Here is a 24,292-nt window from a genome sequence, read left to right on the forward strand (position 1 = left end):
AGTGTGCCGGTCAGGTGAAGCTGAGCACCTCGTCGCCCCATGCCGAGCGGATCGCGCTGTCGAGATCGACGACCACGTCGTCGGTGCTGTCGATGACCAGCGTGGCGCGGTCGTCGCCGTAGGGCGGCCAGGCCGGATCGCCGTCGAGACCGTCGGGCGTGCCGGAGACGGCGAAGGCGATCCACCGGTGTTGCATCCGGCGCGACACGGCCTCCCCGGTTGCCCGCCCGCCGAGCTTGAAGGTGATGTCCTTCCACCCGCTGGTGAGCGTGCCGAACACGTAGGGCAGTTCGGTGGCGTGGGTCGCGCCGATGCGGAACAGCCGCAGGATGGTGGTGGCCCAGTCGAACCGGTAGAGGAACACCGGCGCGATCTGGCTGTGGCCGTCGGCGAGCCACACCGTCGGCATCCGGAACCCGATGTCGCGGGCGACGGCCTCGCCGCGGCCCTTCTCGCGGACATCGGCGTAGGCCTCGAGCACGACCTCCTCGGTGGGGAGCGGCAGATCGGGTCGCTCCCGGGCGATCTGGGCGAACATCGACCGGATGGAGTCGCGGGTGATCGGGATCAGCGGTGATCGCATCAGCCGGAAGAGCGCGGCCTCGTCCTTGTTGGTGCCGATCATCAACGGCACCGGGTGGGCGCGGTGGTCCCGGAACGCCGTCACCGGGTAGTCGGGCACGAGGTCGCGGTCGACGACCGGCGCGAAGGCGAGGGTGCCCGGCGAGCTCTTGGGGGTCGCGTCGAACAGGGCGTTGCCCACCTGCGCGATCCGATCGGCGGGAAGCGTCAGCAGATCGGTGACGGAGTCGGGTGACACCTCGATCGCGTCGAGGAACTTCTCGGCGATCCCGCGGGCGCGCGTGCTGTCGTAGACCGATGTCGCCGGTGAGCTCTGGGCGATCGCGCGGTGGAAGAGCCCCTCGGCGGCGGGGACGGTCATGAGGGTGGTGACCATCCCGCCACCCGCGGACTCACCGAACAGCGTGACCTGCCCCGGGTCACCGCCGAAGGCGCCGATGTTGTCGCGCACCCAGCCGAGGGCGGCGATCACGTCGCGCAGCGCCAGGTTCGACTCGAATCGGTGGTCTGCGGACTCGAACGACGTCAGGTCGAGGAAGCCCAGTGCGCCGAGTCGGTAGTTCAGGGTCACGACGACGACCTCGCCGCTCGCGGCCAGCGACGTGCCGTCGTACATCGGCTGACTCGCCGCCCCCAGGACGTAGGCGCCGCCGTGTACCCACACCATCACCGGTCGCGGACGGTCGGTGTCCGTGCCGGGGGCCCACACGTTGAGGAACAGACAGTCCTCGTCGAGGGTGACGCCGTCGCCGAGATCGAAGAACGGCAACGTCGGCTGGGGTGCCGCCGCGCCGAAGCGGGTGGCGTCGACCGGTTCGGTCCACGGTGTCGGGGGCTGCGGTGCGCGCCACCGCAGCGGGCCGACGGGCGCCGCGGCGTAACGCACGCCCTTCCACGACCGGATGGTGCCGGCAGACGGGGTGTGGGTGACCGAGCCCCGCACGGGTCCGCTGTCGGTCATCACCACGGTGTTCTCACTCATCGTTCCAGTGTGCCGAACGGCGACGGCGCCGAGCGCTCAGCCCGCGAGGTGGCCCCACCGAGGCTCGAGTTCACGCCACGTACCGGTGGCGACCGCGGTCCCGTCGACGAGCACGACGACGCGGTCGGCCTGCGCCAATGCGGCTCGCTTCGAACTCGCCCCGAGGATCGTCATGCCGCGTTCCCGTAACCCCGCCCACAGCTCCACCTCGGTTGTGGCGTCGAGCGCACTCGACACATCGTCGGCGAGAAGCAGTTCCGGACGGACGGCCAGCGCGCGCGCCAACGCGAGTCGCTGCACCTGCCCACCCGACAGCCGGACACCTCGGTGCCCGATCACGGCATCGATGCCGCCGGCCGCGGCGACGTCGGTTTCGAGCCGGGCCGCGGCCACGGCGTCGGCGAGGGGCCGGTCTCGGTCGAGGGCGATGTTGTCGGCGAAGGTCCCCGACAGCACCCGCGGCACCTGGGCGATGTGTGCGACCCGCCCCGGTCGCAGGAACGTCTCCACGTCGTCGACCTCGACGCCGTTCCACCGGATCGAGCCTGTATGTGCGACGAGTCCGCACAGACTCGACAGCAGGCTCGACTTCCCCGACCCGACCTGACCGACGAGCAGCACCAACTCCCCCGCCGACAGTGTCAGGTCGACACCGATCACACCTCGGGTGCCGTCGTCGTGGACGGCGGTGAGGTCGCTCAGTTCGAGGCTCCGCAACGGGGTGCGGGCCTCGGCGGGCGCCGCGGGTGCGGTCCCGGTGATGAGGTCGACGCCGGTCGGTATGTCCATCAGGTCGGCGCCGCCGGCGAACCCGGCGGTGGCGCGCTGCCAGGCCCGGGTGCCCGGCGCCTCGGTGATGACCGCACCGGCCACGCGCCCGAAGTAGTCGAAACCCGCGACCGCGCCGGAGACGAGAAGCGCTGTGGCCAGACCCCATCCGTCGAGGAGGTAAATCGTCCATGCGGCAACCACACCGAGCTGCACCATCACGACCGGCACCCCGATGAGCACCGATTGCACGCGGTGTTCACGCACCGCGGCATCCACGCGGCCGTCGTCGACGCGACTGAGGTGGGCGTGCACGTCCTCGGTGGCCGCGGCGAGCTTGACGGTGCGCACGCTCTCCAGGGACGACACGAGGGCGCGACCGAAGCCCGCTCGTGTCGCCGAGGCCGCCGCCGCCGACCGACCCGCGATGGGCCGTCCGATCACCGACGCCGCGGCGGCCGCGATCATCACCGCGAGCAGGATCCCGCCGGCGAGCACACTCCCACCGAGGACTGCGGTCACGACGACCACGAACAACCCGTTGATGACGTCGATCCATCGGTCGCCGTAACGGAGGAAGCGGTCGGAGTCGAGGACGCGCGACATCACCTCCCCCGGCGGTGTGCGTGGCAACCGGTGCGGACGCGTCTGCGCCTCGAGGACGGTCATGCGGATCCGGAGCGACACCGCGTTCCACCACGGCAGGAACCCGCGCAGCGCGGCGGCGAGGACGAACGGGGCCGTCAGCAACACGCCGAGCATCACCGCGGTGAGGCCGATGGGGGTCTGCCCGCGTTGCAGACCCGCGACGAGGTGTCCCCACACGAAACCGGTGAGGGCACCGCCGGCGCCGATGATCGCGGCGAACGCGAACAGCGCGGTGCCGACCACACCCCACCTCGGATGCGTCAGCAGCATCCGTCGGATGCCGTGTGTCAGCGTCGAACCCGGGGCGACCGGGCGGGGTGTCGGTGGCGCGCCGGTGCGGCGGACTCCTCCGACCCCGGGTGATCGGTGAGCGTCCGCGCCGTTCCGGCCGAGGGCGCTGTCGACCCGAACCGACTCGGCGTCGCGCGGGTCGAGATCGGCGGCGTCGAGGAGTCGACGGAACGGTCCGGTCCCGGCCTGCAGGTCGAGGCGGGTCCCGACCTCGATGACGCGTCCGCCGTCGAGGACGGCGATGGTGTCGGCGCGGGCGACGGTGGTGAGTCGGTGGGCGATGAGGATGCCGGTCCGGTCGGCGAGGAGTCGGTCGGCGGCGTGCACGACCCGCGCCTCGGTGACGGGATCCATCCGGGCGGTGGCCTCGTCGAGCACCACCACGCGGACGTCACGGACGAGGAGTCGAGCGAAGGCGACGAGTTGCTCCTCGCCCGCGGACAGTCGCGTGCCGCCGGGCCCGAGCAGGGTGTCGACCCCGGCCGGGAGTCCGGCGACCCAGTCGTCGAGTTCGAGGTCGGACAGGGCCTCGCGCACACGCTCGCGTGAGGTGTCGGCGAAGAGTGCGATGTTCTCGGCGAGGGTGCCCGCGATGATCTCGGTGCGCTGCGTCACGACACCGACCGACGACCGCAGATCGTGCAGGTCGAGATCGCACACGTCGATCCCGCCGACGAACAGCGTCCCCGGCGGCGGGTCGACGGCCCGCGACACCAGCGAGGCCAGCGTCGACTTGCCCGATCCCGTCCGACCGACCAGGGCGCAGGTCTGGCCTGCGTGCACTGTGAGGTCGACGTCGGACAGCACGGTCGGTCCGTCGGAGTAGGCGAACGACAGGCCGCGGACGGCGATGTCGATCGGACCGTCGGGCAGGGTCGCTCCACCGACCGGCTCGGGTGTGGTGTCGAGAACCTGGCGGAGACGCACCACCGCGCCCATGCCGGCCTGCAGCTCGGGCAGGTGCCTGGCCAGCTGGTTGATCTGGCCGATCAGTCCGGAGCTGACGAGATACAGCGTGATGAGTCTTGCGACGTCGAGGTCGCCGTGGGCGACGAGCGCGACACCGGCGACCACCACGCCACCGAGCAGCAGGTACAGCAGCCCGCCCGCGCGGATGGTGATGCGCGATTCGGCCACGATGACGCTACGGAATCGGCGGCGGATCTCGGCCGACAGTTCGGCGCAGCGCCGCACCAGGTACGCCTGCCCGCCGCTGGTGCGGAGGTCGTCGGCGGCGGCGAGACCCTCCTCCATCGCTGCGGCGTGGTCGGTCCAGGCGGCCTCCTCGGCCACCTTGCGCGCGCGCAACTCGGTCAGCAGGGGGCGGATCGAGAAAAGGATGAGCGGAGCCATCACCGGGAAGACGATGAAGGCGGGCCACCACGTGAGGCCGGCGACGATCAGCATCGGAACGGTCCCGACGACGGTGCGCAGGGCGTCCCACACCTGCAGGCGCGCCAGCGTGCCCACCTCGTGGGTGTCGTCGTCGACGCGGTCGAGGACCTCGCCGACCGCCTGCTCGGAGAGGCGGTCGAGCGGTTGGCGGAGTGCTGCGCTCAGGAGGTCGCCACGCAGCTCACCTTCGGCCCGGTCGGCGATGCCGGCCCAGGCTGTCCGGCCTGCGGTGTCGAGGAGGGAGTAGCCGAGGAGGCATGCGGCCAGTACACCGATCAGCGGCGCCCCGGGGTCGGCGGCGACGCGACCGATGACGACGGTGCCCAGCGCCTGCAGGATCGCGGCGATGGTGAGTGCCACGAGCGCGGCCCCGGTGGCCGGGCGGGCAAGCCGACGCCATGACACCGGGCGTACCGGCTCCACGACGCAACCCACCCGCGCCGTGGCGGCGCGGGTGGGTTGTGTCGTCGTCGTGGTGGCCATCGTTAGAGACGCTACGCACCGCCACCGACGGTCGGCACCTCATTTTCGGCGCCGAGATGGCCCTGTCAGCTCAGTTCGGCACGGTCAGCTCAGTTCGGCACGCGTCCACTGGTTGTCGAACTCCAGCCCGCTGCGTACGAACAGCTGCGTCACGGGGCAACGGCGCTCCACCTCGGAGACGAACTTCGCGAACTGCTCCTCGGTGGCGTCGGTCTCGACGGTCGCCCGCACGGTGACCTTGTCGAAATTGGAGTTGCCCTCCTCGCCCTTCACCAGCACGAGGGTGTCGAGGTCCCCGCGGATGGAGAAGGAGAACTTGCCCAGCGAGATGCCGAGGTCCTTGGCCACGAGCGAGGCGGTGACCTGGTTGCACGACGTGAGCGAACCGAGCGCGTAGAACAGCGGGCTCGGGGCCTCGTCCTTGCCTCCGAAGGCGGGGTAGGCGTCGGTCTCGAACACATGCTTGTTGTCGCCCTGGGAGGTGAGCGTCTGGGCGACACCGGTTCCCTCGGCCTCGATCTCGAACGGGACAACGCTTGCGCGGATGGTGGAAGTCATGACGTCAGAGTCGTCCCGGGCCGCTGACCTGTCCAGATTTGCGATCCACAGGATTGAAATACGGATGGACGGGAATGGTGTCGTCCCACGGCTGCGCCGTCGCCATGTCGGCCACGCGGACGAATCCCCGCTCGAATTCGCCCACCGCCGGATCCACGAGCCGGTACTCCTGGCGCTGCCGGTGGATGGGCTGCGCGTCGAGCAACACGATGCGCACCTCCCCCGGCTCGAAACGACAGCGCTTCTGCAGTGCGGCGATGAGCTGCTCGTTGTGCAGGTGGCCGTCGCCGAAATTCCACCCCATCGCGGTGCTGCAGATCCGTTCGCCGTCGGTGAGGGCGTAGCCGCTCTCGTCGAAACCGGCCATCGCGCGGTGGGCCAGGGTGAACAGGGCACGACCGTGGGTGTTGAAGGCGCGGAACGCGTATCCCATGTAGAGCGGGATCGCCATCGCGTCGCCGGCGCCGTAGACCCGTTCGAGTTGGGAGGCGGGCATCGCCGCGATGGCGACGAGGTTGGCCTCCATCTTCGCCGCGGCCGAGGGCCGCATGCACCACAGACCGGTGTCCCAGTTGCCTGCGTAGTACCGCATCCCGGGCAGGAACGACACCTTGCGGGGGAACAGGTTGCCGATCACGACGGTGCCCGCCGACACGGCCACGAGCGCGACGACCCACCACGGTGAGCCGAGGTCACCGACACCGAGATCGGCGTGGCCGACGAACAGTGCGAGGACGCCGAACATCATGAAGACGTTCCACTCCAACGGGACCCCCATGGGGATCGCCGAGAGGATCCCGAAGTGGAACACCAGCATCACCGCGGCCGCGACCGCCGTCAGCCATCCGCCGCCGGAGAAGAACAGCACGAGCGGGACGGCCATCTCGATCACGGTGCTCAGATGCGCGATGGCGCGGGCCGGGCGTCCGGGACGCAGGTCGTCGGGGAAGTCCTCGAAGAAGCGGCGTTTGATGAACCGCGGCCGCAGGATCGGGTTGTTCGACATCATCGTCGACACCACGAACGGGAAGTGCCGGTTGAGTTTCGACGTCGCCGCCCCGACCCAGATGATGAGGAACACGATCTTCGCCGCGACGATGCCGTCGACCGTCGCGAACAGGAACGTGACCGTCAGCGCGGCATAGACCTCACCGCGCGCGGCCAGGAAGATCGTCTTGTCTCGTAGCGCCGCGGCCCCCAGGACCAGCAGGATCAGTGCGATCAACCACCGCGGGGGCGCGCTGACGACCAGCGCCGCGATCAGCGACACCAGCAGCGCCCCGTACAGGGTGACGTCGACGGGTCGGCGTTCGTCACCTCGGGTGAACGGGACCCGACGCGGCCAGGGCGGCAATCGGATGGTCCCCGGGCGCAGCCAGTAGAGGATCGACCCGATCGGCGGGTAGAAGCGATTGTTCAGCGGCCCGAAGCCACACCCCAGTCCGATCACCTCGAACAGCATGGTGAACAGCACGACCTTGGCGAACACGACCGGCTCGTCGTACCAACCCCGCACGTCGGTGAGTCCGCCGACGTCGGAGGTACCGACCGACAGCAGCCACGCGGCGACCACGTAGGCGAGGACCTTCAGCACGTAGAACAGGTGCAACGCGACCGGCGTACCGAACCCGACCTCGGCCCAGTGTCGGGCCATCGGCACGATCTTCTCCGCACGCGTGCCCGTTTTCCAGGTCGCGAGGTCGATGTCGGGGGTGGTCTGCGTCAGGAATCCCACCCGGCGACGCTAACAAACCAAGCGCTCGCTTGGTTGTCGATCGGAGTGAGTCAGGCGCCCACGTAGGCGGCCAGGTGCTCGGCGGTGAGGGTCGAACGGTCGGCGACCAGATCCGCCGGGGTGCCCTCGAACACGATGCGGCCACCGTCATGCCCGGCGCCCGGCCCGAGGTCGATGATCCAGTCCGCGTGTGCCATCACCGCCTGGTGGTGCTCGATCACGATCACCGACTTCCCCGAGTCGACGAGACGATCGAGCAGACCGAGCAGTTGTTCGACATCGGCGAGGTGCAGTCCGGTGGTCGGCTCGTCGAGAACGTAGATCCCGCCCTTGCCTGCCATGTTCGTGGCGAGCTTGAGGCGCTGGCGCTCACCGCCCGACAACGTGGTGAGGGGTTGGCCGAGCTTGATGTATCCCAGCCCGACGTCGGAGAGGCGTTCGAGGATCTTGTGCGCCGCGGGTGTCGCTGCCGGCCCCGTGCCGAAGAAGTCCGTCGCCTCGGCCACCGACATCGCGAGCACCTCGCTGATGTCGCGGTCGCCGAGGTGGTAGTCGAGTACCGACGCCATGAACCGCCGTCCCTCACAGAGCTCGCAGGTCGTGGCGACACCCGCCATCATCGCGAGGTCGCTGTAAATCACGCCGTTGCCGTTGCACGTGGGGCAGGCACCCTCCGAATTCGCGCTGAACAGTGCGGGTTTCACGCCGTTCGCCTTCGCGAAGGCCTTACGAATGGGATCGAGCAGGCCGGTGTAGGTCGCGGGATTGGAGCGACGCGACCCGCGGATGGGGCTCTGGTCGACCGACACCACGTCGTCGAGTCCCGACAGCGAGCCATGGATCAGCGAACTCTTGCCCGAACCGGCGACACCGGTCACCACCACCAGCACACCCAGCGGCACGTCGACGTCGACCGACTGCAGGTTGTGGGAGTCGGCGCCCCGGATCTCGATGACCTCGGTGTGCTCGCGCACGGTGTCCTTGACCGACGCGCGGTCGTCGAAGTGCCGTCCGGTGACGGTGTCGCTCGACCGCAGACCGTCGACGGTTCCCTCGAAACACACGGTGCCACCGTCGGATCCGGCGCCCGGGCCGAGATCGACGATGTGATCGGCGATCGCGATGGTCTCGGGCTTGTGTTCCACCACCAGCACGGTGTTGCCCTTGTCGCGCAGGCGGATCAGCAGGTCGTTCATGTTGGCGATGTCGTGTGGATGCAGACCGGTGGTCGGCTCGTCGAACACGTAGGTGACGTCGGTCAGCGATGACCCGAGGTGGCGGATCATCTTCGTGCGCTGCGCCTCACCGCCCGACAGCGTCCCGGCCGGGCGGTCGAGGCTGAGGTAGCCGAGTCCGATCTCGACGAAGGAGTCGAGGGTCTCCCCCAGCGATTCGATCAGCGGCGCCACCGAGGCGTCGTCGATGCCGCGCACCCACTGCGCGAGGTCGCTGATCTGCATGGTGCATGCGTCGGCGATGGACTTGCCCGCGATCTTCGACGACCGTGCGCCCTCGTTCAGGCGGGTGCCGTCGCAGTCCGGGCAGGTGGCGAAGGTGACCGCGCGTTCCACGAACGCGCGGATGTGCGGCTGCATGGCGTCGACGTCCTTCGACAGCATCGACTTCTGGATCTTGGGGATGATCCCCTCGTAGGTGAGGTTGATGCCCTCGACCTTGATCTTCGTCGGCTCCTTGTAGAGCAGGTCGTCGAGCTGGCGCTTGGTGTACGACCTGATGGGTTTGTCGAAGGGGAAGAACCCGCAACCGGCGAAGATCCGGCCGTACCACCCGTCCATCGTGTATCCCGGGATGGTCAGCGCGCCGTCCTTGAGCGACTTCGTGTCGTCGTAGAGAGCGGTCAGGTCGATGTCGTTGACCGCTCCGCGTCCCTCGCAGCGCGGACACATGCCGCCGGTGATGGTGAAGCTGGCGCGCTTCTTCACGTCGCGACCGCCGCGGGTGACGCTCACGGCACCGGCGCCGCTCACGGACGCGACGTTGAACGAGAATGCCTGCGAGGAACCGACATAGGGCTTCCCGAGCCGACTGAACAGGATGCGGAGCATGGCGTTGGCGTCGGTGGCGGTACCGACCGTCGACCGCGGGTCGGCCCCCATCCGTTGTTGGTCGACGATGATCGCGGTGGTCAGTCCGTCGAGGAGGTCGACGTCGGGGCGGGCCAGGGTCGGCATGAACCCCTGCAGGAATGCGCTGTAGGTCTCGTTGATCATCCGCTGCGATTCCGCGGCGATCGTCGCGAAGACCAGCGAGCTCTTCCCCGAGCCGGACACGCCGGTGAACACGGTGAGTCGGCGTTTGGGGATCACGACGTCGACGTCGCGCAGGTTGTTCTCGCGCGCGCCCTGGACTCGGATGAGGTCGTGGGTGTCGGCGACGTGCGTGGTGGACGCGGGGGGCATGGGGTCTCCTACCTCGGGTGGTCGCCGGCGAAGCGTGTCAGGACGACTGCTGGATACGGATCAGGGTTCCGAAGGGATCGCGCACTGCGCAGTCGCGCACACCATAGGGCTGATCGGTCGGTTCCTGCACGATCTCGCCGCCGGCCGCGACGATCGAGTCGAAGGTCGCTGCGAGGTCGGTCGCCGCGAGAAGCAGACGGGCGAAGGTGCCCTTCGCCATCATCTCGGCGATCATCGCCTGCTCGGACTCGGTCGCACCGGGGTCGGCGCTGGGCGGGTACAGCACGATCGAGGTGTCGGGTTGATCGGGCGGGCCGACGGTGATCCAGTGCATGCCGTTGTAGCCGACGTCGTTGCGCACCTCGAAACCGAGGACGTCGCGATAGAAGCCGATGGCTGCATCGTGATCGGTGTGCGGGAGGAAACTCGAATGGATGGTGGTGGTCATGGCGCTCAGGCTAAGACGGCTCCGTCGGCCCGCGCTTCTCGATTCCTGACCGGTCTGGTGACCTGTTTGGCGACGCACGCCGGAAGACCCGCGACCGACTGCCCGGACTCGCGTCGGTAGGCGCTCGGCGACACACCGACCAGTTCCCGGAAGCGCGTGCTGAACGTCCCGAGCGAGGAACACCCGACGGCGAAACACACCTCTGTGACGCTGAGTTCGTCGCGGCGCAGCAACGCCATCGCCCGCTCGACGCGCCGGGTCATCAGGTAGCTGTACGGCGATTCGCCGTAGGCGGCGCGGAACTGGCGGCTGAGGTGGCCGGCGGACATGTGTTCTCCGCGTGCGAGTTCCTCCACGTCGAGCGGCGCCGCGAACTCGCGGTCGATGCGATCTCTGATCCGGCGTAGTCGGACGAGGTCGGCCGTTCGAGCCGGCGAGATCGGTGTGCTCATGCCGGCGCCCATCCCAGGGCCGGGCCGAGGCGCGTCGCCATGTCGGTGATGATCTGGATGTAGTCGGCCTTCTCGAACGAGAACGGGAGAGCGAAGGCGACCTCCGTGGCGCGCTGGAAGCCGGCGTGGGAGAACAGCTTTTCCGCGAGTTCGTCCGACGGGCCCACCAGATCGGGCGCGAACACCATCCCGCGGGGACCCTGGGGTTCGAGTGTGCGGGCGAACCGACTCTCGGCGTAGGCCTCGTAGCGGCGGATCTGATCGGGGGTCGCGGTGTCGGTGGGGATGACCACCAGTCCTTGCGACACCCGCGCCCGCGACGGGTCGGGATGCGCGGCGCGGTAGGCGTCGATGTGCTCGGCCTGGATGGTCGCGAAGTCGCGCGGCGGTCCGCCCTCGGTGAACACCACCGACGACGTCAGGTAATTGAGTTGCTGTTCACCGGCCCAGGTCGCCGAACCCAGTCCGCCGCCGTACCAGACGCGTGCGGCCAGTCCGGGTGAGTGCGGTTGCACACGCCGCGAGAACGATTCGATGCCGACGGTGCCCTCGAAGTCGCTCACCGCGTCTCCGCGCAGGCAACGCAGCAGACGCAGTACACGCTCCTTGGAGAAATCCTCGATGTCGTGGGTGTCGGGGTAGAGCGCGTGCCGGTAGTCGTCGTAGCGCATCGGGGTGCCCACCGAGACACCGGGATTGATGCGTCCTTGCGACAGCACGTCGACCGTGGCGAGATCTTCGGCGAGACGGAACGGGTTCTCGAGTCCGAGCGGGATGACCGCGGTACCGAGTTCGATCCGTGAGGTCACCATCGCCGCCGCCGCCATCACCGCGACCGGCGAGGAGATCCCGAACTGCAGGTGCCGGTCACGCAGCCACACCGAGTCGAAGCCCAGGTCCTCGGCGAGTCGGATCGTGTCGATCGTCTCGAGGTGTCCCTCACGCGGCGACGATTCGGCGAACCGCCCGATCGTCAGGAAGCCGAGCTTGGTCAGTGTGGTGCCCTCGCGCGGCATGTCGACTCCCCTGATGGCGTGAACGGTGTCGCGATCAGTGTGCCCGTTCGTCAGCGATCGGGCGCGATGCGTTCGTGTTGACGTGACACCCACCTGTTCGGCACCATCGCCGTCGGCGAATCGTCTCGCCGTGCACCTGTCCCCGACCTCGACCCACCCATGACCTCACCACGGCATACTGCGAAGACCATGACTCGTGAACCCGGTACCGAGCTGGCCCCCGTGGCCGGCAGCGCTGCGCTCCCCCATGTCCATCTGCCGCATGTGTCGCCGATCGCCGAGGCGCGCCGTGTCGGTGTCACCGCGTTCCAACTCGCACGCGGTATCGGCGAGGTGGCGGTCGGTTTCCGCTCACGCAAGCCGCTGCCCGAACGCGCGGCCCGCGAGGTTCGCGACGTCTTCGAGCGGCTCGGGCCCACCTATGTGAAGCTCGGGCAGCTGATCGCCTCGAGCCCGGGTGTGTTCACCCCGGCGCTGTCGCGGGAGTTCGAGACGCTGCTCGACAGGGTGGCGCCGGCACCGATCAGCGTGATCGAGAAGGTGTTGACCGATGCGTTCGGCGGACCGCCGTCACAGGTGTTCGCCCAGTTCGATGCCGAGCCGATCGCGTCGGCGTCGATTGCGCAGGTGCACACCGCGACGTTGCACAGCGGCGAGCGGGTGGTGGTGAAGGTGCAGCGTCCCGGCATCGCCACACGACTGTCAGCCGACGTCGCCATCCTCGAGCGACTCGCGGCTCTGCTCGAGTTGTCGCCCTACGGTCGGATGCTCAGCGCCAAGAACGTGGTCGACGACTTCGCGACCGGCCTCGACGCCGAACTCGACTTCCGCAACGAGGCACAGGCGATGGAGGAGTTCGTCGCCGGACTCGCCGGGACCCCGTTCGCCGATCGCGTCCACGTACCCACCGTGCACCACGAGTTCACCACCGCCGAGGTGCTGACCATGGAGTACATCGACGCCATCCGCATCGACGACGCACGTGCGGTACGCAAGGCCGGCCACGACGGCACCGCGCTGGTGCGCAACCTGTTGCTCGTCTTCCTCGAGTCGGCCTTCCACGGCGGGCTGTTCCACGGGGATCTGCACGCCGGCAACGTCCTCGTCGGTTCCGACGGCCGGCTGGTGCTGCTCGACTTCGGCATCGTCGGCCGCTTCACCCCGCGCACCCGTCGCATCATGCGCCGTCTCGTCGGGGACCTGATGGTGCGCAACGACTACGAGGCGGCCGGGCGCGCGCTGTTCACCCTCGGCGCGGTGCGCAACCCGGGCAGCACCCGCGAGGGCGCGAAGGACATGCGCCGGTTCACCGCGCCGATCGCGGGCAAGGATCTGGCGGGGATGTCGTACACGGCGCTCGGCAGCCAGCTCGCCGCGCTCGCGAAGGCCTATGACCTGCGGTTGCCGCGCGAGTTGGTCCTGGTGGGCAAGCAGCTGCTCTACGTGGAGAAGTACATGAAGTTGCTGGCACCGCAATGGCGGGCGCTCACCGACAAGGAACTGTTCACCTACATGAAGGCGCTGCTCACCGAGGACGAGCCCCGGCGCTGAGCTCAGCGTGCCGCACCCGCGATCATGAACGCCGACAGGGCCGTACGCGTGCACGTCGACCGCGCGTCAGTCGCGATGGGCGACGACGTCAGCACCCATGAGGAGGTCTGGACGTACCGCTCCTCGGCCACCGTCGACGATCTGCTCATCGACATCGCGACGTCGTACGTCCCGCCCATCAGCGGCGACGCGGGGTGGACCGTCCACGCGAATGCCCACGACCAGGTCCGGGGCCGTCACCTCGGAATGATCTACCGCCCGGTCGACGGCGACGACATCGTCTGCCGCGTACTCAGCAGCGGGACGCTGCTCAGCGCGATTGCCGCTGCGACGGGGCTCGACGTCTACGTCGGATATCTGACGTGGGACCTGGCGCGTCCGGCGAGCATCGATGCGATGCATGGTGCGCGTTCACAGCATTCGACGCCCCTGCGCAGGACGCGTCTGGCCGACTCCGACGCCGAACGTGACCGGTGGCGGACCATCCGTTCACTCCGTCAACTCGACATCGACCTGATGCCCTGGCGGCGAGCGTGGATGAGGGATGCCGTGCTCGACACACCACGTCTGCCGGGTGTCGACGACTTCGTCGCCGCCCATCTCGAGCTGCTCCACGACCGGCTGTGTCCGGCGAGCATGGCGCTGGCCGTCGACTTGTTCGGCGTGACGACCACGGGGTCGAAGTACCGGGCGCGGGGAGCCGACCTGGTTACCGCCCTCGGCAATCCGCGCGCGGCCACGCTGGCCATGGTGCTCACCGCGCTCGAGTGGAGCATGACCCAGAAATCGTGGGAGGACGCCGTCGACCCCGGTGTCGTCGCCTACCTAAGCCAACTCGAACGGTGGGGCTACAGATTGTCGCCCGTCGAGCAGGCGTACGCGGGTCGCCGCTCAGCCGACGACGTCATCGACGAGGCCCGGCAACATCGCGACGATCATTGATGCCGACAGCCCGCGACGATCAATCGGCGATGGCTGTGGCCTCGACCTCGACCAGCACCTCTGGCTCGAACAACATCGCGACGCCGATCAGGGACGACGGAGGCATCGGTTGCGGCAGCTCGAGCTCGCTCGCCACCCGTTCCACGCCGGCCATGAACGCGTCCATCATCGACGGGTCCCACCCGGCGACATAGAACGTGAGACGGACCACGTCGCGGAACGAGGCGTCGGCCGCGGCCAATCCGATAGCGGTGTTGCGGAGCGCTTGCGCCACCTGCCCGGCCAGGTCGCCGGGCGCCACCGGGATCCCGTTGGCCGTGCGTGCGATCTGGCCCGCGACGTGGATGTGGCGACTGCCGGTTCCGATCGCGACGTGGTGATACGGCACCGGTGTCATCAGACCGGTGGGACTCGACAGACGAACGCTCATGCTGCTTCTCCTGACATCGACGAACTAGGTATGTTCTTGATACCTAGTACAGCCAGGACACTTCAACGAGACCAGGTTTCATGACCGATACCTCAGCCCGCCACGATCGCGATGATCTGACCATCTCGTCACCCCACCGAGAACTCCTCGATCACGTCCTCGACAAGTGGTCACTGCACGTGTTGAACGAACTCTGTGAACGCCCCTGCCGGTTCAACGAGCTGCGACGGGCCATACCCGCGGTGACGCAGAAGAGCCTGACCGCCTCGCTTCGCCGGCTGGAGAGAAGCGGCATCGTCGAGCGGGTGGTGGTCAGCTCGCGACCTGTCGCAGTCGAGTACCGCATCACGTCGCTCGGTAAGACCTTGCGTGAGCCCGTCGACGTCCTGCTTGCGTGGGCCGCGCAGCATTTCGACCAGATCGAACGTGCGCGCGCAGAATTCGACGCACAGAACTGACTTGCGCAGGTCCCGACGGCTGTCACTGACCGGAATCGTCCGTGCTGAGGGCCGACTCCGGTAATACGCCGGAGCCGACCCTGCAGACGGACGATCTCAGCGGCCGAAGCCGGCGTTGCGGAGCGCGTCGGCCATCGAGCCGGTCGGCGCGGGCGCGGCACGTCGGTCGCCACCACGACCGCCCTTGTCCGAACGCGTCTGCGGCTTCTTCGAGGTGTTGGACGGGCCGCGATCGCGCGCGGGCCGGGCCGCGTTCGCCTTCTTGGGTGCACCCACTTCGTCGTCGAGCCTCAGGGTCAGTCCGATGCGTTGGCGGTCGGTGTCGACCTCGAGGACCTTCACCTTCACCACCTGGCCCGATTTCACCACCTCGTGCGGGTCGGAGACGAACGTGTTCGACATCGCCGACACGTGGACGAGGCCGTCCTGGTGGACCCCGACGTCGACGAACGCGCCGAACGCGGCGACGTTGGTGACCACACCCTCGAGCACCATGCCGGGCTTGAGATCGGCCACCTTCTCGACCCCGGCGGCGAAGGTTGCGGTGGTGAACGCGGGGCGCGGGTCACGGCCCGGCTTCTCGAGCTCGGCGATGATGTCGGTGACCGTGGGGACGCCGAAGCGGTCGTCGGCGAACTCCGAAGGCCGCAGGGAGCGCAGTGTTCTGGTGTCACCGATGAGCTGCGCGAGCTGCACCCCCGAGCGGTCGAGGATCTTCCGGATCACCGGGTACGCCTCGGGGTGCACACCGCTCGCGTCGAGGGGATCGTCGCCGTCGCTGATGCGCAGGAAACCCGCGCACTGCTCGAATGCCTTGGGGCCCAGCCGCGGGACGTCGAGCAGAGCCTTCCGGGTCGCGAACCGCCCGGTGGCGTCGCGGTGGGCGACGATCGACTCGGCGAGCGTGGTGGTGACACCCGACACCCGCGACAGCAACGGCACCGACGCGGTGTTGAGGTCGACGCCGACGGCGTTCACTGCATCCTCGACGACGGCGTCGAGGCTGCGCGCCAGGGTCGTCGGGTTGACGTCGTGCTGGTACTGCCCGACACCGATCGACTTGGGGTCGATCTTGACGAGTTCGGCCAGAGGGTCCTGCAACCGCCGCGCGATCGACACGGCACCGCGGAGGGTCACATCGAGTTGCGGCAGTTCACGACTCGCGTATTCCGAGGCCGAGTACACCGACGCCCCGGCCTCGCTCACGATCGCCTTCGCGGGCGCGGTGCCGCCGCCGGTGGTGATGTCGGCGATCAGTTCCGTTGCCAGCGCGTCGGTTTCCCGGGAGGCTGTCCCGTTGCCGATGGCGATGAGGTCGATGCCGTGGCGTGCCACGAGGGCCGCGAGGGTCGCCTTGGCGGTGTCCCACTGCTTTTGGGGCTGGTGCGGGAAGATCGCGCAGGTGTCGATCACCTTGCCGGTGCCGTCGACCACGGCGACCTTCACCCCGGTCCGGAATCCCGGGTCGAGGCCGAGGGTGGTGCGTGCACCGGCCGGCGCGGCCAGCAACAGGTCGTTGAGATTGCGGGCGAACACCGCGACCGCGTCGTCCTCGGCGCGCTTGCGCAGCCGCATGCGGGCGTCGCTCTCGGCGGTCAGCATCAACTTCACCCGCCACGCCCAGCGCACGGTGGTCGCCAACCACGGGGTCGCAGAACCCGGATGCGACAGGTCGACACCGAGGGACCGCGCCACCATCGCCTGATACGCGTCGTCGTCACCGCCGTCGAAGGTGAGCGACAACACCTCTTCCTTGTCACCGCGCAGGGCGGCGAGAACGCGGTGCGAGGGCATCTTCTCGAGTGGCTCGGAGTAGTCGAAGTAGTCGCGGAACTTCTGTCCAGCCGGGGTTTTCGCGACCTCGTCGGTGCGCGGCGCGGTGCGCAGGACCCCGTCGGCCCAGAACTTCTCACGCGTCGCACCGACGAGATCGGCGTCCTCGGCGGCGCGTTCGATGAGGATGAACCGCGCGCCGTCGAGGGCAGCGGCGGTGTCGGCGACGGTCTCGCCGAGATACTCCGACGCGACGGCCTCGGGGTTCAGTGACGGGTCGGCGAGCAGTCGCTCGGCCAGGGGCTCGAGACCGGCCTCGCGGGCGATCTGCGCCTTGGTGCGGCGTTTGGTCTTGTAGGGGAGGTAGATGTCCTCCACGCGCGACTTGGTGTCGGCGGCGGCGAGGGCAGCACGCAGGGCATCGGTGAGCTTGCCCTGCTCGTCGATCGCCGCGATCACCGCCGCGCGACGCTCGTCGAGCTCACGCAGGTATCGCAGACGCTCCTCGAGGAGCCGGAGCTGCGCGTCGTCGAGACTGCCGGTGACCTCTTTGCGGTAGCGGGCGATGAACGGGACTGTCGAACCCTCGTCGAGCATCTGCACCGCCGCGGCCACCTGACGCTCCCCCACCTGCAGTTCTTCGGCGATACGGGCGTTGACGGACTTCACGGCGGTACTCGAATTCACCCGCCGGACACTACCTGTCGGGAGAACTCCGATGCCCGAGCCACCTGGTCGGCGGTCACGGGCACGCCGGTGTACCGCTCGAATTGCCGTGCGGCCTGCAGTGCGATGACCTCGGCGCCGGTGACGACCGGGACACCGGCGTGTCGCGCGGCGCGGATGAACGGCGTCTCGGCGGGGAAGGCGACCACGTCGAACGCGGTGCGGGCCCGCGCGATCTGCGCGGTGTCGAAGGCGAGGGTGTCGGCGTCGGCGCCGTCCATGCCCAGCGGGGTCACGTTGACCAGGATCGGTCCGTCGATCTCCGGCGTCTTGGTGGCCCAGCGGTAGCCGTACTTGTCGGCGAGCGCGGTTCCGGCGGTCTCGTTGCGGGCCACCACGGTCAGCGCGTCGAACCCGGCCGAACGGAACGCGGCCACCACCGCCTTGGCCATCCCACCGGATCCGCGCACCACCACCGGGGCGGTGCGGTCGAGGCCGTGGCTGTCGATGAGCGAGGCGACCGCTTCCATGTCGGTGTTCGAGGCGGTGAGTGTCCCGTTGTCGTTGACGATGGTGTTCACCGATTCGATCGCCGCGGCGGATTCTTCCATCACGTCGACGAGATCGATGACGGCCTCTTTGAACGGCATCGACACCGAGCACCCGCGGATCCCGAGTGCCCGCACCCCGGCGATCGCACCCTCGATGTCGTCGGTGGAGAACGCCTTGTAGAGGAAATCGAGGTCGAGCTCTCGGTAGAGGAAGTTGTGGAACCGGGTCCCGATGTTCGACGGTCGCCCCGACAGGGAGATGCAGACGGTCGTGTCCTTGTTCAGCGCGGTCATGCCCGCGATTGTGCTCCCCGTTGATGTGGCCTCTCCCACTGATACGAGACCTTCTGTCCGATTTCTGGACAATGGTGGGAATTGCGGCACGACAGCCGCCCATCTGCAGGAGGTCAACCCGCGTGAGCACCCTGGCGGCCACGACAGCGGACCAGCACGGGTTCACCGGCCTCACCGGCCTGGCGGCCGATGTTCTCGAGCGGATGGGCGACATCGGCATCGGTGTGTTGATCTTCGTCGAGACCATCTTCCCGCCCATCCCCAGCGAGGTGGTGCTGCCGTTCGCCGGTTACCTCAGCCGCAGCGGCGACCTGTCGTTCGTGGGGCTGCTGCTGTGGAGCACCATCGGCGCGTGGCTCGGTGCGCTCGTGCTCTACGGGTTGGGTCGCTGGGTCGGGCTCGATCGCACCGTCGACTTCGCGGTGTGGACCCGCATCGTCAGCCGCCGCGACGCCGAGCGCGGCGCGCAGTGGTTCGCGCGCTTCGGCACCTGGTCGGTGTTCCTCGGCCGCATGATCCCGGGGGTCCGGTCGATCATCTCGCTGCCCGCAGGTGCCGGCGCGATGAATCTGGCGGTGTTCAGCGCGTTGACGATCGCCGGATCGGCGCTGTGGAACGGGCTGCTCCTGGGGGTCGGCGTCGCACTCGGCACCCAGAACGACCGCTTCCAGGACTATCTCGGCTATTTCGACTACGTGGTCTACACGGTTCTCGCGGTCGCGGTGGTCGTGTTGATCGTCCGCCGGCGCCGCCACGTGAAGGAGGACAGCGCGCAGCCGCGCGAACAGGTACACCGGTAGGGTGCCCGAACTCCCCGAAGTCGAGAACGCCCGGCAGGTCGTCGAGAAGGCGTTGCATCGCACCATCACCGAGATCGACGACCACGACCAATACGAGTGCCGACCGCACAAGCCCGGCGAGATCGCCGATGCCCTCGTCGGCGGGCGCCTCACGAAGGCGTTGCGACGCGGCAAGGCGATGTGGTGTGAGACCGAGACCGCCGACGGCAGCGAGGGTCCCACGCTCGGCATCCATCTCGGCATGGGTGGCCGGGTCATCGTCACCGCGCCCGAAGGCGAGGAGTCGTCGAACTACGGCGGCGGCAACGCCAAAGTCGGTGTGCGCAAGTCCGACAAGCCCGAATGGACGCGGTTCTCGATGTCGTTCGACGACGGCGGCCAGATGCGTCTGTTCGACAAACGTCGCCTCGGCCGCGTTCGGCTCGAACCCGACATCGACGCGCTCGGCCCCGACGCCGCCGAGATCACCCGTGACGAGTTCCGCAACATGATCTCTCGCAGCGCCGCGCCGCTGAAGGCGCGGCTGCTCGACCAGCACGCGATCTCCGGCGTCGGGAACCTCTTGGCCGACGAGGTCCTGTGGCAGTCGTCGATCTCGCCGTCACGGCGCGCCAAGACACTGTCGACCGACGAGGTCGACGAGCTGCGGCGAGTGATGCGTCGTTGCACGCGGGCGGCCATCCGCAAGGGCGGCGTCCACACAGGCGAGATCATCCCCTTCCGCAACGCCGACTCGTCGTGTCCCCGCTGCGGTGCGCCCATGAAACGCGGCACCGTCGGCGGCCGTACCACGTGGTGGTGCTCGAAAGAGCAGTCCTGATCCTGGCCCTCATCGGCGGCGTCCGCGTTCACGGTGGCCCTGAAAGTTAGCCGTAGACACGAAGATCCGCCGAGCGCGCGTTCCGCGGAATACGCCTCGCGTCGCCTTCCTGCGGTGAACACTGTCGAACGACCACCGCGTCGGGGCGAAGGGCACAACCATGAGCGAACCGGATCTGTCGTCGACCACCGCCGCAGAATCACCCACCGCGTTCGGGTACACACCCGAGCTCAAGCGCACGCTGAGCTCGTTCCAGGTGTTCGCGGTGTCGTTCGCGTTCATCTCGGTCGCCGTCGGCATCTTCGCCACCTACGGCGACCTGCTGGCCAACGGTGGGCCGGTGGGTATCTGGACGTGGCCGGTCGCGATGGCGGGCCAACTGCTGGTGGCGCTGGTGATCGCGCAGTTCGCGGCCCGCATACCGCTCAGCGGGTCGTCGTATCAGTGGGCGTCGCGGTTGGCGAACCCCCGTATCGGATGGATCTTCGGGTGGCTCACGTTCTGCTACCTCATCACCGGGCTCACCGCGATCGACAACGCGATGGCGAGTCAGTGCCTCATGCCGCTGTTCAACATGGCACCCGACGAGTTCACCGCACGCGTGATCACCGTCGTGATCCTGCTGGTGCAGGCCGTGTTGGCGATTGCCTCGACCCGTGTGGTCGGCATGGTGAACTCGGTGGCGGTGGTCGTCGAGGTCGCGATCGTGGTGGTGCTGGTGGTCGGGCTCCTCGTCGTGGTCGCGGTGACCGGTGACGGGTCGGTCGACAACCTCACCTCGCGCGGCGTCACCGCCGGGTCGTCGGAGTACTGGGCATTCGGTGGTGGGCTGATGGCGACGATGATCGTCGGTCTCGCGACCCTGGTCGGCTTCGACTCCGCCGCCAACATGGCCGAGGAGGCGAAGAACCCGCATCGCACGGTGCCCAGAGCAATCGTGGGATCGGTTGTCGCAGCCGGGGTGTTGGGGATGCTGTTCCTCATCGCACTGACCGTCGCCATCGGTGACGTCGACACGGTGAGCAAGTCCGGCTCCCCCGTCGCCGACATCCTGCGCACCGAACTGGGCGCACCGATGGAGCGGATTCTGCTGGTGTGTGTCGGTGTCGCCTTCTTCGGCGGCGGGATGGTGACCATGACGTCGTGCGCGCGAACGGTCTTCGCGATGGCGCGTGATGGCCGGTTCCCGGCCCACCGGGTGCTCCGCAGGGTGAATCCACGCACGCAGACTCCGATCGGCGCGACTGTTCTCCCCCTGCTGATCGGCATCGTCACGATGGTGGTGCTCCCCGGTGACGCGCTCATCGAATTGATCACCGCGGGAACACTGTTCCCCGCCATCACCTACGGCTTGATCGTTGTTCTCTACCTCGCCGTACGTCGGCGGTTGGGCCACACCGAGGGTGCATTCAGTCTCGGGCGGTTCGACGTGCCCATCGCCATCGCGGCGTTGGCCTGGGCAATTTTCGCCGTGGTCGTCCTGGTGTCACCGATGTCGACCGCCACCCCGGTCGTCATCGTGGTGGGTCTGATCGCCGTCGGTGCGGCCTACCTCGTGTCCATGCTCGCGTTTCGCCGCTCCGTGTTGGCCGATGAGCCCTCGGTCGTGACGCCCTAGGTCGACTGGACCATCGATCGATAGCGCCGTTCCCGTTCCGTGAACTCGGGGTCGGCGATGCCGCCGAACGCCGCGGCATCTCGGGTGAAGCGTTGCGCCGCATCGGGTGACGCGTCGGGACCCTCGAGGCGAAAACAACTGGGCGCGAGAGGGCCGAACAGCAGAGCACGCTCGAGGTCCGGCCAACGGTCGACGGATGGTTCGACGCCGGCGGCCCGCGCAAACGTGATCGCAGCCAGGTTCATCCGCGTCTTCTGCGATTGTCCGCGGCGGGAGCGATAGGCGGCCACCGCGTCCCGCTGCTCGGCGTCGGAGGGCATCGGGATGGCGCCACCCCACGCGTAGGCGATCCACCGGGCCTGCAGCTCCAGCGGAACGAAGTAGCCACCGGATTGATCCCACATGCCGACCAGGGCCAGGCCGGGCAGATCGGGATGGAAGGTGTACCGGTCGGCGTCGATGTGTGCGTCGTCGAGGTCGAGGACCGCCCGGACGTCGTCGCTCAGACACGGGATGCTGATGCCGAATCCCGTGCCGAACAAGATCGTGTCGAACTCCGCGCGAGTTCCGTCGGCGAAGGTCACCTCGCTCCCGTCGACGACGTCGATCCACGGGCGCACGCCGATACGGCCCTCGGCCACGAGAGGAAGGTAGGTCTGGTTCAGGGTGACGCCGGCTCGGAACAGCGACGGGTCCGCCGGCGGGGCGCCGTACTGCTCGGGGCTCCCGCCCGCCTCCACCACGATCTCGCGCAACTGCCGGTCGGTCTCGGCTGGTGGCAGCGCGGAGGCGGCCAGGGCACCGAACCGTGTGAAGATGCGGTGATCCGACGGGACTCCGGCAGCGAACTTCGGGAGCACGTACCGCTGGCGACGTTGGGTGACGACCACCTTCGCGGCGCCGGAGTGGGCGAGCTCGGCGGCGATCTCCAGAGCGCTGACGGCACATCCGGCCACCAGTACCCGCGCGCCGCGGTGGTCGTCGGCACCGCGGTAGTGAAAGGTCGATGACACCCCACCCGATCCGGTGAACGCATCAAGGCCTCGGACCGACGGGATGACCGGAGCCCGGAAGCGCCCGGTGGCGATGACCACCCGGTCGAAGATCTCCACCGTGCCCGCGTGCTCGACGCGCCACGCGTCGTCTTCGCGGTCGACGAGGTCGACGCGGGTGTGCAGCCGGATACGGGACGTGATGTCGAAGGTGTCGGCGAACCGGCGGAGATAGTCGAGGACGTCGTGATTCGACGGAAAGACGGCGTCGCTGTCTGGTTCGAGGTCGCTGAACGCGGTGAGGACGCGACTGGTGTTGGTGTGCATGGACGGCCACACGCCGCTGGATCCGGGCCGCCCGGACCACTGGCCGCCGAGTGTCGGTCCGGCCTCGAAAATGGTGACGTCGAACCCCTGGGCCAACAGCCAGCGGGCGGCGATCACCCCGCCGGGTCCCGCCCCGATGACGGCGACGCTCTCGCTCATCGACGTACTGTCCCACGCCCGCCACGGCAGCGAACCGTCCTTCGCCATAGAGATACGTCAACGTTTTCGAGCGCGGCGACCACAACGCAATCATCGCGTTCCTCGTGAGCGTTCTGTGTGGTGAGCCACGACGAGGAGAACACCATGACCGAGACGATCACGACCGACATTGACGCTGCTTCGGCAGACAGCTTCACGGCAACTTGGGAACAGTGGCACCGCGCCCGCGAGGAGTCCCTCGCAGCACCCGGTGGATGGCTGTCGATCAATCGTCTGGAGTGGCTCGACACCGAGCCCGGACGGTTCGACGGTCTGCCCGGATCCTGGCGGTTCGAGGGGCCGGTTGCGCACCTCGCACCCAGCAATGACGAGACGTTCTCACCGCGCCAGTTCGAGCTGCACCCTACGGGCCCGGGTGAGGTCGTCGAGGTCGACGGTCATCAGATCGAGGTCGCCCGCCGCGGCGACGGATATCTGATCCGCGTCCACGACGATTCCGCCCCGACGATTCGTGACTTCCGCGGCGTACCCGCCTATCCCGCTGACCCCTCCTGGGTGATCGACGCGCGATTCGAGCCGTTTCCCGAGCCCGAGTCGGTCACCGTCGGCGCGGTCGCAGAGGGACTCGCACACGTCTACGTCGCTCCAGGGGTGCTGGTCATCGAACGCGGCGGCACCGAGCACCGTCTGACTGCGTTCAACGGCAAAGACGGCGGCTTGAGCGTGCTCTTCACCGACGAGACGTCGGGCGTGACCACCTACTCAGCCAACCGAACACTATTGATCGACGCATCGGACGAGATCGTCCACGGTGGCGGCGCGGTGGTCCTCGACTTCAACCGGGCGGTCAATCTGCCCTGCGCGTTCATCGATTTCGCGACCTGCCCGCTTCCCCCGGCCGGAAACCATCTGCCCTTTGCCGTCGAGGCGGGCGAAAAGACACCGTACGGGCGTGGGTGACACACGGGAGCTGGTCAGCGGGCCGTTCCCTCAAGCGTGCTGACTGCAAATTCGAGTCGGGCTGACAGGATTTGAACCTGCGACCACTTGACCCCCAGTCAAGTGCGCTACCAAGCTGCGCCACAGCCCGTGGCTGCCCTGTGAGGGGCATCGCCGCTCCGTGAGGAGCAGCG

The 24,292-nt window shown here is 68.3% G+C and carries 19 protein-coding genes and 1 tRNA gene; 7 read left to right on the forward strand and 13 right to left on the reverse strand.

What is annotated here, in order from left to right:
- Positions 1-10 precede the first annotated feature (10 nt).
- The 8 genes from ACLBW1_RS20155 to ACLBW1_RS20190 all read right to left on the reverse strand — a co-directional run bounded on the left by ACLBW1_RS20155 (position 11) and on the right by ACLBW1_RS20190 (position 11,778).
- Complete coding sequence (locus ACLBW1_RS20155) at positions 11-1,564, reverse strand: carboxylesterase/lipase family protein (RefSeq protein WP_447813557.1); 1,554 nt, start codon at positions 1,562-1,564, stop codon at positions 11-13.
- Between the two features lie 36 nt (positions 1,565-1,600).
- Positions 1,601-5,149, reverse strand: coding sequence for an ATP-binding cassette domain-containing protein (locus tag ACLBW1_RS20160; RefSeq protein WP_447813558.1), 3,549 nt, complete (start codon positions 5,147-5,149; stop codon positions 1,601-1,603).
- 84 nt (positions 5,150-5,233) lie between these two features.
- Positions 5,234-5,707, reverse strand: coding sequence for an OsmC family protein (locus ACLBW1_RS20165; RefSeq protein WP_447813559.1), 474 nt, complete (start codon positions 5,705-5,707; stop codon positions 5,234-5,236).
- A gap of 4 nt (positions 5,708-5,711) precedes the next feature.
- Positions 5,712-7,442, reverse strand: coding sequence for a DUF3556 domain-containing protein (locus ACLBW1_RS20170; RefSeq protein WP_447813560.1), 1,731 nt, complete (start codon positions 7,440-7,442; stop codon positions 5,712-5,714).
- Positions 7,443-7,492: 50 nt separating this feature from the next.
- Entirely contained in the window at positions 7,493-9,862 is a 2,370-nt protein-coding gene (locus ACLBW1_RS20175; protein ID WP_447813561.1) for an ATP-binding cassette domain-containing protein, read from the reverse strand.
- Positions 9,863-9,899: 37 nt separating this feature from the next.
- The gene (locus ACLBW1_RS20180) at positions 9,900-10,310 is read right to left on the reverse strand and encodes a VOC family protein (protein WP_447813562.1); all 411 of its coding nucleotides are present in this window, start codon (positions 10,308-10,310) and stop codon (positions 9,900-9,902) included.
- A 5-nt stretch (positions 10,311-10,315) separates the two neighbouring features.
- On the reverse strand, positions 10,316-10,762 hold the full coding sequence (locus ACLBW1_RS20185) for a helix-turn-helix transcriptional regulator (RefSeq protein WP_447813563.1): 447 nt from the start codon (positions 10,760-10,762) through the stop codon (positions 10,316-10,318).
- The gene (locus ACLBW1_RS20190) at positions 10,759-11,778 is read right to left on the reverse strand and encodes an LLM class flavin-dependent oxidoreductase (RefSeq protein ID WP_447813564.1); all 1,020 of its coding nucleotides are present in this window, start codon (positions 11,776-11,778) and stop codon (positions 10,759-10,761) included. Before ACLBW1_RS20190 ends, ACLBW1_RS20185 begins: the two co-directional genes overlap by 4 nt.
- 159 nt (positions 11,779-11,937) lie before the next feature.
- Here ACLBW1_RS20190 and ACLBW1_RS20195 point away from each other — a divergent pair, with 159 nt between their 5' ends.
- Together ACLBW1_RS20195 and ACLBW1_RS20200 are read left to right on the forward strand one after the other, a co-directional pair.
- The gene (locus tag ACLBW1_RS20195; RefSeq protein WP_447813565.1) at positions 11,938-13,329 is read left to right on the forward strand and encodes an ABC1 kinase family protein; all 1,392 of its coding nucleotides are present in this window, start codon (positions 11,938-11,940) and stop codon (positions 13,327-13,329) included.
- A gap of 24 nt (positions 13,330-13,353) precedes the next feature.
- Positions 13,354-14,271, forward strand: coding sequence for a hypothetical protein (locus tag ACLBW1_RS20200; RefSeq protein ID WP_447813566.1), 918 nt, complete (start codon positions 13,354-13,356; stop codon positions 14,269-14,271).
- 19 nt (positions 14,272-14,290) lie between these two features.
- Here ACLBW1_RS20200 and ACLBW1_RS20205 read toward each other — a convergent pair whose 3' ends face one another.
- The gene (locus ACLBW1_RS20205) at positions 14,291-14,701 is read right to left on the reverse strand and encodes a RidA family protein (RefSeq protein ID WP_447813567.1); all 411 of its coding nucleotides are present in this window, start codon (positions 14,699-14,701) and stop codon (positions 14,291-14,293) included.
- A gap of 80 nt (positions 14,702-14,781) precedes the next feature.
- On the opposite strand from ACLBW1_RS20205, the gene ACLBW1_RS20210 reads away from it, so the two are divergent.
- Positions 14,782-15,159, forward strand: coding sequence for a winged helix-turn-helix transcriptional regulator (locus ACLBW1_RS20210; RefSeq protein WP_447813568.1), 378 nt, complete (start codon positions 14,782-14,784; stop codon positions 15,157-15,159).
- Between the two features lie 96 nt (positions 15,160-15,255).
- Here ACLBW1_RS20210 and ACLBW1_RS20215 read toward each other — a convergent pair whose 3' ends face one another.
- Both ACLBW1_RS20215 and ACLBW1_RS20220 read right to left on the reverse strand, forming a co-directional pair.
- The gene (locus tag ACLBW1_RS20215; protein ID WP_447813569.1) at positions 15,256-17,619 is read right to left on the reverse strand and encodes a Tex family protein; all 2,364 of its coding nucleotides are present in this window, start codon (positions 17,617-17,619) and stop codon (positions 15,256-15,258) included.
- The gene (locus ACLBW1_RS20220; RefSeq protein ID WP_447813570.1) at positions 17,616-18,443 is read right to left on the reverse strand and encodes a shikimate 5-dehydrogenase; all 828 of its coding nucleotides are present in this window, start codon (positions 18,441-18,443) and stop codon (positions 17,616-17,618) included. Before ACLBW1_RS20220 ends, ACLBW1_RS20215 begins: the two co-directional genes overlap by 4 nt.
- Before the next feature lie 122 nt (positions 18,444-18,565).
- Here ACLBW1_RS20220 and ACLBW1_RS20225 point away from each other — a divergent pair, with 122 nt between their 5' ends.
- The 3 genes from ACLBW1_RS20225 (at position 18,566) to ACLBW1_RS20235 (ending at position 21,681) form a co-directional block, all read left to right on the forward strand.
- Positions 18,566-19,243, forward strand: a complete 678-nt coding sequence (locus ACLBW1_RS20225) for a DedA family protein (protein WP_447813571.1) — start codon at positions 18,566-18,568, stop codon at positions 19,241-19,243.
- Between the two features lies 1 nt (position 19,244).
- Positions 19,245-20,063 carry an Fpg/Nei family DNA glycosylase gene (locus tag ACLBW1_RS20230; RefSeq protein WP_447813572.1) on the forward strand — a complete coding sequence of 273 codons (819 nt, stop codon included), beginning with the start codon at positions 19,245-19,247 and terminating at the stop codon, positions 20,061-20,063.
- A 160-nt stretch (positions 20,064-20,223) separates the two neighbouring features.
- Positions 20,224-21,681 carry an amino acid permease gene (locus ACLBW1_RS20235; RefSeq protein ID WP_447813573.1) on the forward strand — a complete coding sequence of 486 codons (1,458 nt, stop codon included), beginning with the start codon at positions 20,224-20,226 and terminating at the stop codon, positions 21,679-21,681.
- Here ACLBW1_RS20235 and ACLBW1_RS20240 read toward each other — a convergent pair.
- Positions 21,678-23,159: a flavin-containing monooxygenase gene (locus ACLBW1_RS20240; protein ID WP_447813574.1), complete on the reverse strand. Its 1,482-nt coding sequence runs from the start codon at positions 23,157-23,159 to the stop codon at positions 21,678-21,680. The genes ACLBW1_RS20235 and ACLBW1_RS20240 overlap by 4 nt on opposite strands.
- 144 nt (positions 23,160-23,303) lie before the next feature.
- Between ACLBW1_RS20240 and ACLBW1_RS20245 the strand changes: the two genes are divergently transcribed.
- On the forward strand, positions 23,304-24,119 hold the full coding sequence (locus tag ACLBW1_RS20245; protein ID WP_447813575.1) for a DUF1684 domain-containing protein: 816 nt from the start codon (positions 23,304-23,306) through the stop codon (positions 24,117-24,119).
- 56 nt (positions 24,120-24,175) lie between these two features.
- Here ACLBW1_RS20245 and ACLBW1_RS20250 read toward each other — a convergent pair.
- Positions 24,176-24,249: transfer RNA gene (locus ACLBW1_RS20250), tRNA-Pro, on the reverse strand.
- Between the last annotated feature and the right edge of the window lie 43 nt (positions 24,250-24,292).

The sequence above is a fragment of the Williamsia sp. M5A3_1d genome (assembly GCF_053345315.1).

Excerpts from the sequence above, each read along its gene's own strand:
- ACLBW1_RS20155 (WP_447813557.1), bottom strand. The coding sequence starts at position 1,564 with ATGAGTGAGAACACCGTGGTGATGACCGACAGCGGACCCGTGCGGGGC.
- ACLBW1_RS20160 (WP_447813558.1), bottom strand. The coding sequence starts at position 5,149 with ATGGCCACCACGACGACGACACAACCCACCCGCGCCGCCACGGCGCGG.
- ACLBW1_RS20165 (WP_447813559.1), bottom strand. The coding sequence starts at position 5,707 with ATGACTTCCACCATCCGCGCAAGCGTTGTCCCGTTCGAGATCGAGGCC.
- ACLBW1_RS20175 (WP_447813561.1), bottom strand. The coding sequence starts at position 9,862 with ATGCCCCCCGCGTCCACCACGCACGTCGCCGACACCCACGACCTCATC.
- ACLBW1_RS20180 (WP_447813562.1), bottom strand. The coding sequence starts at position 10,310 with ATGACCACCACCATCCATTCGAGTTTCCTCCCGCACACCGATCACGAT.
- ACLBW1_RS20185 (WP_447813563.1), bottom strand. The coding sequence starts at position 10,762 with ATGAGCACACCGATCTCGCCGGCTCGAACGGCCGACCTCGTCCGACTA.
- ACLBW1_RS20190 (WP_447813564.1), bottom strand. The coding sequence starts at position 11,778 with ATGCCGCGCGAGGGCACCACACTGACCAAGCTCGGCTTCCTGACGATC.
- ACLBW1_RS20195 (WP_447813565.1), top strand. The coding sequence starts at position 11,938 with ATGACCTCACCACGGCATACTGCGAAGACCATGACTCGTGAACCCGGT.
- ACLBW1_RS20200 (WP_447813566.1), top strand. The coding sequence starts at position 13,354 with ATGAACGCCGACAGGGCCGTACGCGTGCACGTCGACCGCGCGTCAGTC.
- ACLBW1_RS20205 (WP_447813567.1), bottom strand. The coding sequence starts at position 14,701 with ATGAGCGTTCGTCTGTCGAGTCCCACCGGTCTGATGACACCGGTGCCG.
- ACLBW1_RS20210 (WP_447813568.1), top strand. The coding sequence starts at position 14,782 with ATGACCGATACCTCAGCCCGCCACGATCGCGATGATCTGACCATCTCG.
- ACLBW1_RS20220 (WP_447813570.1), bottom strand. The coding sequence starts at position 18,443 with ATGACCGCGCTGAACAAGGACACGACCGTCTGCATCTCCCTGTCGGGG.
- ACLBW1_RS20235 (WP_447813573.1), top strand. The coding sequence starts at position 20,224 with ATGAGCGAACCGGATCTGTCGTCGACCACCGCCGCAGAATCACCCACC.
- ACLBW1_RS20240 (WP_447813574.1), bottom strand. The coding sequence starts at position 23,159 with ATGAGCGAGAGCGTCGCCGTCATCGGGGCGGGACCCGGCGGGGTGATC.
- ACLBW1_RS20245 (WP_447813575.1), top strand. The coding sequence starts at position 23,304 with ATGACCGAGACGATCACGACCGACATTGACGCTGCTTCGGCAGACAGC.